Origin of the sequence: Clostridium sp., assembly GCF_032552055.1 — a bacterium.
Lineage (GTDB): Bacteria > Bacillota > Clostridia > Clostridiales > Clostridiaceae > Clostridium.
The window spans coordinates 1-16031 of record NZ_JAWGSV010000050.1; the positions used below are offsets into that span (position 1 = coordinate 1).

Below are 16031 nucleotides of genomic sequence, written 5' to 3' on the forward strand. Positions count from 1 at the left end.
GAGAAAACAATTCGTAAAAGGTGTTACTCAAATAGCTCAAGAAGGAGCGATTCAAGTATTTAAAGAATCATTCATAGGAATGGAAGAAATAATAGTTGGGGTTGTAGGTGTACTTCAATTTGAAGTTTTAGAATACAGATTAAAGCATGAATACAATGTTGATATTAAAATGGATAGACTTGCATTTAGATATGTAAGATGGATAGAAAATAAAGACATTGATATGGATAAATTAAACTTAACATCAGACACTAAGAAAGTTAAGGACTTTAAGGATAGAAATATTCTTATATTCCAAAACGACTGGGGAATAAGCTGGGCTCTAGATCACAATAAGGGCTTAATACTTTCAGGTGTAGGTAAAAGCGAAGAATAAATTTTAAGATAAAAATGGAGCTGTCGCACTAAATAATTAGTGCACGGCTCCTTTTTAGCTAAAAATAGCTACCGTACAGCGAAGAATTCTATTGGTTAAAAATTAATTTGTTCATATTTTTACATTCCTTTGGTGATATACCATATTCCTTTTTAAAGGCCCTGTAAAAACTAGAATAATCTTTAAATCCAAATAATAGGTAAGCCTCGCTAATTTCTGTGTTGTTCAAGATAGCATTCCTACATGCAGAAACTCGTTTTTTTAAAATATACTGATGAATGGAAAGACCAATGTTTTTCTTAAATGTATGGGCTATATGATATTTACTTACATAGAATTCATTTGCTAATCGTTCGAGGGATAAGTCATCTTCAAGGTGCTCTTCAATATAATAAATTAAGTTTTCATATAGACTTTGTTCTTCTTTTGGGCTCTTAGGATTATTCTGTTCATATACAATACGGTTAAGATATAGAATTAAGTCATTGACACAGAGGGATATTTTCGCTTCTTTACCAAACCGTTGTGAATGTATTTCTTCTATGAGATGAAAAACTTTAGATTGAATCATATTAAATGTAATGATGTCATTATGAAATATATATAGTTTTGAAATAAGTACATATTGCATTAAATATCCATAGGAGGATGAAAGTTGTAGGAGCTGGTTACAGTATTCTTCACTGATCCAAAACACAAATCTACGATATGGATATTTAGTACTATTAATTATTGCATTATGCTTTACATTTGGGGGAATAAGTACTACATCGCCGTATTTTAATGGATATATCTTATCTTCAATCTGTATAAATACATCTCCTTCCAAAAAGAAATAAAATTCATAATAGTTATGCTTGTGACTTTTTATATTAGATAATTGACAGTCATTATATTGGTAATCATTATAATAGTAAATTTCAAAGTCCTTAGAAAGCATATACTGCCTAGTAATGAATTTAGTCTGTAAATTTCTTTTCATCTTATTTTCTCCTTTCGCTTTGTTTAATATTATCATTGGATAGCAACTTTTGCAATGTAGATAACAATTCTATCAATTGGATTTTTAACTAAAAACTTTATAATAAATTGTAAATGAACTATAAATTGTAAATATAATATGTTTTTTAGAAAGGAACAATAAATTATGGAAATGACTTTAAGATGGTTTGGTTCAAGATTTGATACCGTTACATTAAAACAAATTAGACAAATCCCTGGAGTAACTGGGGTAATTACTACACTTTATGATACTACGCCTGGAGAAGTATGGAGTCGTGAAAGTATTAGAAAAATGAAAGAAGAAGTTGAAGCTTCAGGTCTTAGCGTAGCAGGGATTGAAAGTGTAAACGTACATGATGCTATAAAAGCAGGAACTTCTGAGAGAGATAAATATATTCAGAATTACATTGAAACCCTAGAGAACCTTGGAAAAGAAGATATACATCTTGTATGCTATAATTTTATGCCTGTATTTGATTGGACACGTACAGAATTAGCACGTAAAAGACCAGATGGTTCTACTGTTCTTGCATATAATCAAGAAGCTGTAGATGCATTAAATCCAGAAAATATGTTTGATTCAATATCTAAAGATACCAATGGTGTTGTAATGCCAGGATGGGAACCAGAACGTATGGTAAAAATAAAAGAATTATTTGATATGTATAAAGATATAGATGATGATAAAATATTTGAAAACTTGAAATACTTCTTAGAACGTATTATGCCAGTATGCGATAAATACGACATTAATATGGCGATTCATCCAGATGATCCCGCATGGAGTGTTTTTGGACTTCCACGTATTATAATTAGTAAAGAAAATATCTTAAAGATGATAAATATGGTTGATAATTCACATAATGGTGTTACTTTTTGTTCTGGCTCTTACGGAACTAACCTTAAAAACAATTTACCAGATATGATACGTTCACTAAAAGGAAGAATTCATTTTGCACATGTACGTAATCTAAAATTTAATACTCCTACAGATTTTGAAGAATCAGCACATCTTTCCTCAGATGGATCTTTCGATATGTATGAAATTATGAAAGCACTTTATGAAATTGGATTTACTGGTCCTATTCGACCTGACCATGGACGAATGATTTGGGATGAAGTTGCAATGCCTGGATATGGGCTTTATGACAGAGCACTTGGTGCTACATATTTGAATGGACTCTGGGAAGCAATTGAGAAAGGGGCAAAATAACATGAAACTAAATGAAGATGGATTATCCAATAGGGAACTATGGAAAGCAAAAGGTTATTCTCTTCCAGAATATAACAGAAAAGAAGTAATTGAAAAAACAAAGGAAAATCCTCATTGGATTCATTTTGGTGCCGGTAATATATTTCGAGCTTTTCAGGCAAATGTAGTTCAGAATCTTCTAAATAAAGATATCATTGATAGGGGATTAATTGTTGCTGAAGGATATGATTATGAAATTATTGAAAAGATGAATTATCCCCATGATAATTACAGCATTTTAGTTACTTTGAAGTCAGATGGTTCAATAGAGAAAACAGTTGTAGGAAGTATTGTAGAATCTCTTACATTGAATTATGAAAATGAAAAACATTTTAATCGTTTAAAAGAAATCTTTGAAAAAGATTCTCTCCAAATGGTGAGTTTCACTATTACAGAAAAAGGATATAGTCTTATGGACGGTAGTGGAAATATGATTCCTTCAATTATAAATGATATGGGAAAAGGACCGAATAAGCCAGAAAGTTATATGGGCAAGGTAGTATCACTTCTATATTCACGTTTTCTATCTGGTAAAAAGCCAATTGCCATGGTTAGCATGGATAACTGTTCTCACAATGGAACAAAATTATATGAAGCTGTATCAGCTTTTGCTAAAGAATGGGCATTAAGGGGACTTGCTGACAGAGGGTTTGTTGATTATATCAATGACCCTAAAAAGGTATCTTTTCCATGGACTATGATTGATAAAATTACTCCTCGACCTAATGAATCTGTAAAAGAAATTTTGAAAAAAGATGGCACAGAAGAACTTGAACCTATTATTACAAGTAAAAATACTTATGTAGCACCTTTTGTCAATGCAGAGGAATGTGAGTACCTAGTAATTGAAGATTCTTTTCCAAATGGACGTCCTAATTTAGAAAAAGATGGAATTATTTTTACTAATCGTGAAACGGTAGATAAAGTAGAAAGGATGAAAGTTTGTACTTGTTTAAATCCTCTTCATACTGCTTTAGCAGTATTTGGATGTATTCTTGGGTATGATTTGATTTCTAAGGAGATGAAGGATAAAACTTTGAAAAAACTTGTTGAGGGAATTGGTTATAAAGAGGGACTTCCTGTTGTAATTAATCCTGAGATTCTGGATCCAAAAGAATTTATTGATACTGTATTAAATATCCGTATTACCAATCCTTTTATGCCAGATACACCTCAAAGAATTGCAACAGATACTTCCCAAAAGCTAGCTATCCGTTTTGGAGAAACCATAAAAGCATATATGAAAGATCCTAATTTAGATGTAGCTGATTTAAAACTTATTCCACTTGTCTTTGCTGGATGGTTAAGATATCTTATGGCAGTAGATGATAATGGAAATACATTTGAATTAAGTCCAGACCCACTTATGGAAACTATGCATAAGTATGTAAAAGATATTCATTTAGGAGATGATATAGCTGCTGAAGAATTATTAAAACCTATCCTTATGGATGAAAAAATCTTTGGGGTTAATCTCTATGAGGTAAATATGGACTCTGTTGTTTGTGATTATTTTATACAAATGATATCAGGTATAGGTGCTGTAAGGGCAACACTTGAAAAATACGTATAAGGGAGAAAATACAATGAAACATTTTATCCATGATGATTTTTTATTGAATACAGCTACTTCTAGAGAGTTATATCATAATAATGCAAAGCATATGCCTATAATTGACTTCCACAATCATTTAAATACAAAAGAAATTTATGAGGATATCTGCTATGAGAATATTTCGGATTTGTGGCTTGGCAGTGATCATTATAAATGGAGAGCAATGCGTACTTATGGAATTCCAGAGGAGTTGATTACTGGAGATGCTGATCCTTTTAATAAGTTTCTTGCATGGTCAGAAACAGTACAGAATTCTATAGGAAATCCTCTGTACCACTGGACTCATTTGGAGCTAAAACGATATTTCGGTATTAATAAGACTCTTTCTCCTGCTACTGCTAGTGAAATTTGGAATGAATGTAATGCAAAGCTTAAAACCAAGGAATATTCGGTTAGAAATCTTCTTCGTATGCAAAATGTAGAAGTTTTATGTACAACTGATGATCCTATAGATGACCTTATTTGGCATAAAAAATTGAAAGAAGATTGTTTTGAAATTGAAGTACTCCCAACTTTTCGTCCAGAAATAGCGTTAGGTATAGATAAGGATGATTTTCAAAATTATATATCACAATTAGGTGAAAAATACGGGAAAGTTCTGCTAACTATTCAAGATCTTCTTAGTGCATTAAAAGAATGTCTTAATTATTTTGTAGATAATGGATGTCGTGTTACGGACCACAGCTTAGAAGGAGATTTTTACGTACCTGCTTCTTGTGATGAAGTTAATAACATCTATAAGAAACGTATGTCTGGAGGTACTATTACGAATACAGAGGCTGCTATGTATCGAGGCTTTTTATTGACTGAACTAGGTAAAGAATATTCAAAGCATAATTTAGTTATGCAGCTTCATATAGGAGCTATTAGGAATAACTCTACAAGGATGTTCGAAAAGATTGGACCTAATGCTGGTTTTGATAGTTTAAATGATTATAACTATGCACCAGAGCTTTCCGGCCTTTTAAATGCAATAGATAAGACTGATGAATTACCAAAGACTATATTATACTATTTAAATCCTAAAGATGCGGAAATGCTTGCAACCATGGCAGGAAATTTCCAAAGTAATTATTCTGGGATTAAAGGAAAAATTCAACTTGGGAGTGCTTGGTGGTTCTGTGATCATAAAAATGGCATGGAACATCAAATGGATGTATTATCAGATGTTGGATTAATTTCTATATTTATAGGTATGCTGACAGATTCAAGAAGTTTTCTTTCATTCCCAAGGCATGAATATTTTAGAAGAATTCTATGTAATAAAATTGGTAAAATTGTAGAAAATGAAGAATACCCTAAAGATATGAAATACTTAGGGAATATGATTAAAAATATATGTTATAATAATGCAAAGATATATTTTAATTTATTCGATGATTTATAATAATAAAATGAATAATTTAATTAAGAAATACGAGTTAAAATATGCATAGAGATAAAATTATATAAGCTAATAAATAATACCACAGTTACAAAAATTGTGGTATTATTTCAAATTTTGCGTTAAATTCTAAATGTTATCTAATAATATAAAAAATATACTTGAAAATAATATTTATTTTGGTTAATATTGTTAAAGAGAGCGGTTTTAATATCTATATATAAAAAATAGCATATATTATGGAGATTTATAGGGAAAATGGAGGAAATAATTATAATGAGGATACGCTGGAAGGAAAGATTCAAGAATCTTAGATTATCTGGGAAGATGATGTTAGTATACTCAATTTTTGCTGTAATTACCTGTATTATTTCTATGATTGCATTACAGACAAGTCTTAATATTTATGATGAAAAACTATATGAAAAATCTTTTCAGGAATTAGATTATTTTACTCAGCAGGTGAATCAAAGTTTAGAAGAAATCGAAGATTTAAGCTACGCTATTGCTATGAGCAACGAAGTTCAAGAGCAATTGACTAAAATGAATTCAATTAAGTATATGTCAGCAGAATATGCCTATGAGATATATCATCTACGTGGAATAATTATGGAAGATTTAAATTTACATCCATTGATAAAAAATATTATTTATACAGATAAGAAACAAGTAGAGATTAAGGTAGGAACAGATACTGGAATCTTAAATAAAAATACAAAAAATAATATTCTCTCTCAATTTCAAGAAAAAAAAGGGGGGTATGCTTCCAAGAATCCTTCAAAAGAATATCCATATCTGCTTTCGGGAAGAGATATTATGAAATGGAAGAATGCAACTCTAGATTATCTAGGTTCTATAATTTTAACTAGTGATGTAACAGGGGTAATTGAAGAGAAGATTGATAGTCTAGAAGCAGTACATCCAATATTATTTGTATATTCGGAAGATGAAATTATATATCAGGACAAAGAAGTAGAAATTCCAAAACTTCCTTCTTTGGATCAAACTAAGGGATATGAAATTATTAGATTAAATGGACAAAAATACTTTATGTGTTATTTGAAATCTAGCATTAATGGATGGATGTATGTAAATCTATTTCCTTATACAGAAATATATGGTCAAACAGTGATGGTAAGATATTCGCTATTAGTAGGTTTTGTTATAATTTTTATTCTTATGTTAATAGCAATGAAAAAGGTATCCGTTATTATTACTAGACCATTAAATAGGTTATCGGAATCTATGAGGATTGTAGAGACAGGAGATTTTCAGGGAGCAAAATTAGTGCTGAAATATGGGATCCAAAATGATGAAGTAGGATTTTTGGCACAAGAATTTCAAGTTATGTTAGAGAAAATAGATGTTCTTATCCATGAAAATTATGAGAAAGAGTTGTTATTGCAGAAGACTAAATATAAAATGTTACGAGCTCAGATTAATCCACATTTTTTATATAATACACTAAATGCATTAAATTGGATGGTAAGAGGGGAGCGAAATGAAGATGCAGTAAAAGTTATTATGGAATTAGGTCAGCTTTTGAGGGCTTCTTTCTCCAAAAATCCATATACAACAGTGGAAGAAGAGTTAAAGGTTGCAAAAGGATATATTACAATTCAGAAGTATCGTTATCAAGGTAGGGTTGAATTTACCATTGAAACAGAAGGAAGATTAGATGGATATATGATTCCATGTATGATTATACAACCTTTAATAGAAAATGCAATTTACTATGGAGTGGAAAATTCCTTAGACTGTTGTCATGTAAAGGTAAGAGCTATAGAAGAAAAAGATACTATATTAATTGAAGTTGAGGATTCAGGCAAAGGGATGAGTCAAGAAGAATTAGAAAGGATAAGTGCAGGTAACTTTGAACCAAAAGGAAATGGGATTGGGTTAGAAAATATTAAGGAACGGTTGAAAATTACATATAAAGATAGCGAGTTTATTATGGAAAGTAAACTTGGAAGGGGAACCCAAATCCATATCCGTATACCCAAAATAGAAATGGAGGGAGAGCATGTATAAACTATTAATTATAGATGATGAAGAGATTGAAAGAGAGGGGATGGCACAATTTATACCATGGTCTGACTATGATATAGAACTTGTTGGGACTGCGTGGAATGGAATGGATGGATATGATAAAATTCAAAAGACTATTCCAGATATTGTATTAACTGATATAAAAATGCCGGTAATGGACGGAATTAGTTTAATACGTAAAGTAAAAAGTAATTTTCAAGACATTGAATTTATTGTTTTATCTGGATATGGAGAATATGAATTCACTAGCCAGGCCATGGAAGAAGGAGTACGTCATTATATTCTAAAGCCATGCGATGAAAGTAAGATTGTAAGTATTATTAATAAGGTTAAAAAGGAAATTAACCAAAAGAGAGAAAAAAGGAATATTGAGAAGGAATATTATAGTACAGTACCCCAATTATTACAGAGAGCAAAAGACCAGGTATTTCAAAATATTCTATTGGCAAGAGAACAATTAAAAGATGATTATCAATTATTTCTAAAAGAAGTGGAAGATGAAAAGAAAAAGATTCAGGTTATTTCTTTAAGAAGTTTAACTCCATTTAATAACTTAGAACAGTTTATAATAGGAAATATTTTGGGAGAAGTATTAGGGAAAAATAAGGTTCTTCTATCAACAGCTATTCAAAAGGATGTTTTGTTTTTAATCGAAATCGAGAGTATAGAAATAATAGAAAGAGCAGTTATCAGGATAAAACAAGAGTTTAAAAGAGTAAAAAACTCAGATATACAGGTTGCTGTTAGCGAAATTGGAGACTTAAGGGATGTAGATAAACTTTACACACAGATACAAGAGCTCTATCGAATTGGAAGTAGTGAGACGAAAGACAGGTTACTGCATTATGAATTATTTAAAGAAATAAAATATGAAACTTCGAATTTGATAGATTGTGAACGTATTCAGAAAACAGATGATTATGCACAAATTTTATTTGAAGTTTACTTATCTTTTATAAAAATGAACCTAAGGGGAGATACATTTCAAAAGAAGGTAGAAAGTTGCAGAGTGATTATTAAAATTTTATATGGACATACATGGCAATCAGATTGGAGCATTTTAGAAGGAAAAGAAGATACTGATTGGAAACTTATAGAGGATATTGTAGGCATTATTGTTCATAATAAGAATGTGGAATTTGGGAAGTGTAAAGAAGAACAACGAGTGAGAAATATTTTATTAGCTTTTTATAGATATATTCAATACCCTGAGATGAGCATTCAATTCCTTGCAAAAGAGGTATTGTTCATGAATGAGGATTACTTCGGAAGAATATTTGCAAAAAATCGTAAAGTGAAATTTTCTACATTTTTACTGAATCAGAGAATTGCCTTAGCTCAAAGGTTACTACAGTATGATTCAGAAATGAAGATATCACAACTTGCGGAGTTAGTTGGATATTCACCAGATGGGCAGTATTTTTCAAAAGCCTTTCGTAAAGTAACAGGAATGTCACCATCAGAATTTCGTGAAAAATTAATAAATAAAAAATAAAAACCGACTTTTATTTATAAATAAAAGTCGGTTTTTTTCAAATCATTACTCGGGTTATTACATTTAAACTACTATAAAATTTTATTATAATAAAAATGTAAATGATAACATTAAGTGAAAGTAATGAATTTATGAAGAGGAGAGAAAGTTATGAAAGGAAGAATGAAAAAGATTTCAGCATTAACAATTGCTGCAAGTATGGCATTATCATTGGTAGCATGCGGTAATCAAAGCACAGAAGGTGCAGAAAAAGGTAATGAAAAAACAAAAATTAAAATTACTTGGTGGGGAGGTCAAGGAAGGCATGATTCTACGCAGAAAGTATTAGATTTATATACTCAATCTCATCCAGATGTAGAATTCGAAGCTATTCCTTCAGGCTGGGATGGTTACTTTGATAAGCTATCTACTCAAGCAGCTTCAGGGTCTATGCCTGATATAGTACAAATGGATTATTTGTATATTTCAACATATGCAAAGAATAACTCAATTGCAGACCTTCAAGAATATATAGATAATGGAACAATCGATACAAAAAATATAGATGATAAAATTTTAAACACAGGAAAAATCGACGATAAGATGGCAGGGATTGTTTTATCAAGTTCATTGATTTCTGTAGGATATAATCCAGATGTACTTGCAGGGGCAGGGGTAAAAGAGCCTACTAGCGATTGGACTTGGAATGATTTTGTTGAAGCTAGTGTTAAAGTATCAAATGCAACAGGAAAACCAAGTGCTATGGCTTCTGCAGGAGTAGCAAGTGATACTAACATATTTAATTACTGGGTAAGACAACATGGAAAAACTCTTTTCAATGAAAAAGGAACAGCATTAGGATATGAAGACGATTCAATTGCTGCTGACTTCTTCCAAATGTGGAAAGATATGATGGATAAAAATGCAAGCCCAGATCCAGATGAAATGGCACAAATTGTTTCTCTTGGACAAGAAGCAGGTCCTATAGTGACTGGAGATGGAGCATTTAATTTTGACTGGAATAACTATACTTCTAGAATGTCAAAGGTAAACGATAAACTAAAAATTGCCACTCCACCTTTAGCTAATGATTCACAAGATATGGGACTTTGGATTAAACCAGGTATGTTCTTCTCTATTGCAGAAACATCAAAAGTAAAAGATGAATGTGCAGAATTTATTAACTGGTTTATAAATTCAGAAGAAGCAAACGATATAATAATGGCAGAAAGAGGTACTCCAGTATCTTCTGAAATTAGAAATTATATGGTAGATTCCGGAAAAATGAATCAACAACAAGTAGAAATGTTCCAATATGTAGATAAAGCAACAGAGCTTTGTGGTAACACACCTGCTCCAGATCCAGCAGGAATTTCTGAAATAAATAAAGCTTTTGATATGGCTGCTAACAGCGTATTCTATGGACAAGCTACAGCAGAAGATGCAGCTAAGACTTTCAGAGAAGAAGCAAATGCAATTTTAGAAAGAAATAACAAATAGAAAATGCTAAAAGAGAGGTATGCTAAACCATCCTCTCTTTTTGAGAAAAGAGGTCAAGAAGTGAAAGGGAAACAAGCTTTAGTTAAAACAAAATATAAAAGTAAAGATAATATTATAGGCTATTTGATGCTTTCTCCATGGCTATTTGGATTTTTATTAATGTGGTTAATACCAATGCTAATTTCTATATATTATTCATTTACAGATTTTAATTTATTAAACACTCCTAAAATTATAGGGCTTTCAAACTATATTAGAATATTTACACAAGATAAAACATTTTTCCAAGCACTAAAGGTAACTTTCGTATATGTATTATTTTTAGTTCCATTACGTTTAGTGTTTGCATTATTTATAGCTATGCTGTTAAACAAGAAGCATAAGGGACTTGGAATTTATAGAACTTTGTATTATATTCCATCAATCATTGGAGGAAGTATTGCAGTATCTATTGTATGGAAACAGATTTTTGGAAATAAAGGAGTTATTATGTCTCTTCTCGCTATGTTTGGAATAGAACAGAAAGTATCTTTTCTTGGAAATCCAAAGACAGCGTTAGCAGTTATTATTCTCATGGGGGTATGGCAGTTTGGTTCATCAATGCTAATTTTTCTCGCTGCATTGAAGCAAATTCCTAATTCTTTATATGAATCTGCTATGGTTGATGGAGCAAAACCTTGGCAAACATTTACTAAGATAACAATTCCTATGTTGACACCTACTATATTCTTTAATTTAATTCTTCAAATTATTAATGGATTCCGTGTATTCACAGAAAGTTATGTCATTACAGATGGGGGTCCACTTGATAGCACATTATCTTATGTCTTATATTTATATAATAGAGCATTTACTTTCTTTGATATGGGATATAGTTGTGCATTAGCATGGGTACTAGTATTAATTATTGGAGTATTTACAGTAGTTCTATTTAAAACACAAAATAACTGGGTTCATTACGAAGAAGGAGGAGATGATTAAAAATGATAGGAAGAAAACAAAAAAAGGCAATAAATTCCGCAATATTTCATGTTGGAGCTATTGTACTAGGATTCTTCATGATCTATCCTTTGCTTTGGCTTCTGGCAAGTTCATTTAAAAGTAATGAAACAATGTTCCAGGATGCATATTCACTAATTCCTAAGGTATGGGATGTTGCAACCAATTATAAAAGTGGATTTAGTGGTGTGGGTGGTGTTCCCTTTACAACATTTTTAATGAATACTGTATTGGTTACGATCATAGGAATGGTAGGATGCGTAATTATATCTTTATTTGCAGCATATGCCTTTACAAGACTTAATTTCAAAGGTTCTAAGTTTTGGTTCGGATGTGTAATGATTACTATGATGATTCCTCCACAAGTTATGGTGGTTCCTCAGTATATTATTTTAAAGAAAATGAACTTGATTGATACAAGAACTTCATTAATTCTTCCTTGGTTCTTTGGAGGCGCGTTTTTTATATTCCTTATGGTTCAGTTCTTTCGTGGTATTCCTAAAGAATTAGATGAAGCAGCTGAAATTGATGGTTGTGGAAAGATTGCAACTTTATTCAAAATCTTAGTACCGGTAGTAAAGCCAGCCATTGTTACAGCATCAATATTTGCTTTTTACTGGATTTGGCAAGATTTCTTCCAGCCATTGATATTTATGAGCAGTACAAGTAAATTCACTATTTCACTTGCTTTAAATATGTATCTAGACCCTAACTCTTATAATAATTATGGTGGACTTTTTGCAATGTCAGTAATATCGCTACTTCCAGTTCTTGTATTTTTTATTATTTTCCAAAGATACCTGGTTGACGGTATAGCTATGGATGGTATTAAAGGTTAAAGTAATAGAGGTAATTGGGTTGTTGCATAAAAGTAATTGTAGCAGCCCATCTCTTGCATAAAAGGAGATGCATATGTTGGGAATTAATAGAAATACTACGATTATATCCGAAATACATGAAAAGCCTGTACAATGGGCAATAAAGGCTTTAAAAAGAGATATTTACAAAGCCTGTATAGAAACAGAAAATGAAGGAATGGCAATTTATCTTATAAAAGGAAAACAAGAAAAAGAGTGTTTCCAGTTAAATTGTAATGAAAACAAGCTAGAACTTCAAGCGTCAGACGAAATGGGATTTATATATGGTATTTATGAAATTAGTTGTAGAATTCTTGGAATTACACCATTTTGGTTTTGGAATGATCAAGAAATAATACCAAAGGAAGATTATACTGTGCCAGAAGGATACAACTATCATTCTGAGTCATTTAAAGTAAAGTACAGAGGTTGGTTTGTAAATGATGAAGTATTAATTCATACTTGGAGTGTAAATCGCCGAAGAGAAGAACCATGGGAAATGGTATTTGAATCCCTTTTACGACTTGGGGGTAACATGGCGATTCCTGGTACAGATAGGAATTCTGAAATTTATCGTAAGTTAGCTTCTGATATGGGGCTTACTATAACCCATCACCATGCTGAGCCATTAGGAGCAGATATGTTTGCTCGTGTTTTTCCAGATTTAAATCCATCTTATGAAGAGCATTCAGAAAAGTTTCAACAATTATGGAGGGAAGGAATTGAATCCCAAAAAAATATGAAAGTTATCTGGAATCTAGGATTTAGAGGGCAAGGAGATTGTCCATTTTGGGATAATGATCCAAGGTATCAGACTAATAAAGCTCGTGGAGAACTAATGAGTAAACTTATTAAAATTCAGTATGATATGGTAAAAGAAGTAATACCAAATGCGGTTTGTAGTACTAATTTATATGGGGAAACAATGGAGCTTTACAGAGAAGGATGTCTAAAACTTCCTAATGATATTATAAAGATTTGGGCGGATAATGGATTTGGGAAAATGGTTAGTAGACGTCAGGAAAACCATAATCCTAGGATTTATGCACTACCTGATAAAGGAGACAATGGAAGTCATGGGATTTACTATCATGTTTCTTTTTATGATTTACAAGCAGCTAACCATATTACTATGCTTCCAAATCCTCCAGAGTTCGTACAAAAAGAACTTGATGATGTATTGCAACATAGTGTAGATGATTTTTGGATTGTGAATTGTTCTAATGTAAAACCACATGTATATTTTCTAGATTTTATATCAGAAATATGGAAAAATGGATGCGTGAATGTAGAAGAACATAGAAAACGTTATGTATCACAATATTATGGATATAAACATGCAGATGAGGTAATAAATCGTTTGAAGGAATATCATGATTATTCATTAGCATATGGAGAAAATGAAGATGAGCATTCAGGAGAGCAGTTTTCTAATCATGTTGCACGTATTTTAATATCACAATATATGAAAAATAAACAGGAAAGAGCTGAAGAACTGTTATGGGCAACAGATGGAGTGACATTGAAAGATCAGGTGGAATGGTATCAAAAATTATGTCATAAAGCCAAGTGTGGATACTTAGAATATATGAAAAAATGTGAAAAAACAGCAATTTCATTGGAAGAGAAAGAAGAAAGTCTGTTTAGGGATTCTATCCTTTTACAATCAAAAATACATTATCATTGCTTTTTAGGAGCTTATGAAGCCTGTAAATCAATATTGAAAGCTATGGAAAGGGATTATCAGTCAGCTTTTTATTTTGCAGGAAAGGCGAGAAAAGAATATCTTAATGCAGATAAAGCTATGAGAAACTGTGAACATGGAAAGTGGCATAATTTCTATGCAAATGAATGTTTAGCAGATGTAAAACAAACTGCATGGGTACTTGCAAGCCTTATGGGATATCTTCGAAACTTAGGTGATGGACCTCATTTCTATAAATGGCAGAGGGATTTCCTATATTCAGAGGAAGATCGTAGAGTTATGCTGATTATGAATATGGAAAATCATTTAAAGGATGAAGAATTATTTTCCTTAATGGAAGAAAAATGGAGTTAATTTGGAGGAAAAAGTATGGAAAAAATATTTGCTATCGATGGAAAATTATATAACTTTCTCAGTAAGGTTGGAGATCTTACCTTGTTAAATATTTTATGGATTATTTGTTGTATTCCAGTGTTTACCATTGGAGCTTCTACTACGGCACTTTACTATGTATTAATGAAGATAGAAAAAGGTGAAGACCCTTATATTTTCAGAAGCTTTTTTCATTCATTCAAAGAGAATTTTTTACAAGCTACAATAGTTTGGGGAATTATCGTATTGGTAAGTGCTATTTTATATTTTGATTTTTATTTTAGTAGTCATGTGCAATCTGGAGTTGCAAAACTTTTAGTTATTCCTTTTATATTGATTGCATTTTTTTTGTTAAGTACTACATGTTATGTATTTCCGGTTATGTCATTTTTCAAAAATAGCATAAAGAAGACAATAATTAATTCTTTTAAGATGTCGATAGCACATCTTCCATACACAATTTTAATAATTATTTTTGCATTAGGACCATGGGGGGGAATTTTTCTACCATCGCAAAACTTTATGTTAGCTGTATTTATAGACATTGTAATAGGTTTTTCATTATTTGCATGGTTAAGCACCCATATTTTCCAAAAATTATTTGAGAGATATATTCCTAAATAAATACTGATTATTAAAGAATAAACTAGAAGATTGAAGCAGAATTAAAGAAATATGTTTGATGTAGATAATATTTTGAAATAATAAAGAGTTTTATAATATAGGAAGAAGCGGTGCAAATGAATAAGGATATAGAAAATAAGCATGAATCTGATTTAACCAAAAAGGAAAGATACTATCTAGAAATAAAAAAGATTAAAAGCTTATCTGGAAAAAAGAAGATAGAATATCTATGGAGTTATTATAGATTTGTCTTAGCTATTTTATTTGTAATATTGCTTATAGGTATTAGTATTGGAACAATGTATAAAAATTCGCAAAGAAATACACTGATGTCTATAGTTATTGTAGATGCTAATCAGGAAAAATTTGAAGAAGTAGAAGAATTAAAAAGAAATATACTTGAGAGTATTGGAAATAGAGGAAAACATGATGAAGTTGTCATTGATATTTCAGCTTCCTCTAGTGATGATTCTGCAGCAACAATTAAAACAATAATATCAATATCATCAATGGGAGAAAATGATATCGTTATATGTAATGAAGAAACTTATAAAAAGTTTAAGGCTCAAGGAGCATTTGCTAATTGGGTGGATGTATTAGGTGAAGATTATTCTAAGTATGAGAAATATATATATAATGATGAATTTGATTTATCCTTAAGTGATAAATGGTTGAAATCAGAGATTACATCCTACAGCCCAGTGTATGCATGTGTGTTGTCTAAAGCAAGTAATAAGGAAAATATTAAAAATGTAATAGAATATTTTTTTAATTAGAGACATTTATTCTTAATTTTGGAATTGAAAATTGTATGAGAAAAAC

The 16031-nt window shown here is 31.0% G+C and carries 12 protein-coding genes and 1 pseudogene; 12 read left to right on the forward strand and 1 reads right to left on the reverse strand.

What is annotated here, in order from left to right:
* Nucleotides 1-376, forward strand: a pseudogene (locus E6248_RS05600) (peptide chain release factor 3); the annotation flags it as partial.
* An 88-nt stretch (nt 377-464) separates the two neighbouring features.
* Here the strand turns inward: E6248_RS05600 and E6248_RS05605 are convergent.
* Nucleotides 465-1358 (reverse strand): AraC family transcriptional regulator, encoded by an 894-nt coding sequence (locus tag E6248_RS05605; RefSeq protein ID WP_316339831.1) that lies wholly within the window; start codon nt 1356-1358, stop codon nt 465-467.
* Nucleotides 1359-1523: 165 nt separating this feature from the next.
* Here E6248_RS05605 and uxuA point away from each other — a divergent pair, with 165 nt between their 5' ends.
* From uxuA to E6248_RS05660, 11 genes are all read left to right on the forward strand, one after another.
* The gene (uxuA, locus tag E6248_RS05610) at nt 1524-2591 is read left to right on the forward strand and encodes a mannonate dehydratase (protein WP_316339832.1); all 1068 of its coding nucleotides are present in this window, start codon (nt 1524-1526) and stop codon (nt 2589-2591) included.
* A 1-nt stretch (nt 2592) separates the two neighbouring features.
* Nucleotides 2593-4203 carry a mannitol dehydrogenase family protein gene (locus E6248_RS05615; RefSeq protein ID WP_316339833.1) on the forward strand — a complete coding sequence of 537 codons (1611 nt, stop codon included), beginning with the start codon at nt 2593-2595 and terminating at the stop codon, nt 4201-4203.
* Nucleotides 4204-4216: 13 nt separating this feature from the next.
* The gene (uxaC, locus tag E6248_RS05620) at nt 4217-5632 is read left to right on the forward strand and encodes a glucuronate isomerase (RefSeq protein ID WP_316339834.1); all 1416 of its coding nucleotides are present in this window, start codon (nt 4217-4219) and stop codon (nt 5630-5632) included.
* Between the two features lie 273 nt (nt 5633-5905).
* The gene (locus E6248_RS05625) at nt 5906-7660 is read left to right on the forward strand and encodes a sensor histidine kinase (protein ID WP_316339835.1); all 1755 of its coding nucleotides are present in this window, start codon (nt 5906-5908) and stop codon (nt 7658-7660) included.
* Nucleotides 7653-9173 carry a response regulator gene (locus tag E6248_RS05630; RefSeq protein ID WP_316339836.1) on the forward strand — a complete coding sequence of 507 codons (1521 nt, stop codon included), beginning with the start codon at nt 7653-7655 and terminating at the stop codon, nt 9171-9173. The genes E6248_RS05625 and E6248_RS05630 overlap by 8 nt, the downstream gene beginning before the upstream one ends.
* Nucleotides 9174-9323: 150 nt before the next feature.
* The gene (locus tag E6248_RS05635; protein ID WP_316339837.1) at nt 9324-10652 is read left to right on the forward strand and encodes a sugar ABC transporter substrate-binding protein; all 1329 of its coding nucleotides are present in this window, start codon (nt 9324-9326) and stop codon (nt 10650-10652) included.
* 60 nt (nt 10653-10712) lie between these two features.
* The gene (locus tag E6248_RS05640) at nt 10713-11633 is read left to right on the forward strand and encodes a carbohydrate ABC transporter permease (protein WP_396335132.1); all 921 of its coding nucleotides are present in this window, start codon (nt 10713-10715) and stop codon (nt 11631-11633) included.
* A 2-nt stretch (nt 11634-11635) separates the two neighbouring features.
* Entirely contained in the window at nt 11636-12490 is an 855-nt protein-coding gene (locus E6248_RS05645) for a carbohydrate ABC transporter permease (protein ID WP_316339838.1), read from the forward strand.
* 73 nt (nt 12491-12563) lie between these two features.
* Nucleotides 12564-14567: a glycosyl hydrolase 115 family protein gene (locus E6248_RS05650; protein ID WP_316339839.1), complete on the forward strand. Its 2004-nt coding sequence runs from the start codon at nt 12564-12566 to the stop codon at nt 14565-14567.
* A gap of 15 nt (nt 14568-14582) precedes the next feature.
* Nucleotides 14583-15209 (forward strand): YesL family protein, encoded by a 627-nt coding sequence (locus tag E6248_RS05655; RefSeq protein ID WP_316339840.1) that lies wholly within the window; start codon nt 14583-14585, stop codon nt 15207-15209.
* Between the two features lie 116 nt (nt 15210-15325).
* Entirely contained in the window at nt 15326-15985 is a 660-nt protein-coding gene (locus E6248_RS05660) for a hypothetical protein (protein WP_316339841.1), read from the forward strand.
* The last annotated feature ends 46 nt before the right edge of the window (nt 15986-16031 follow it).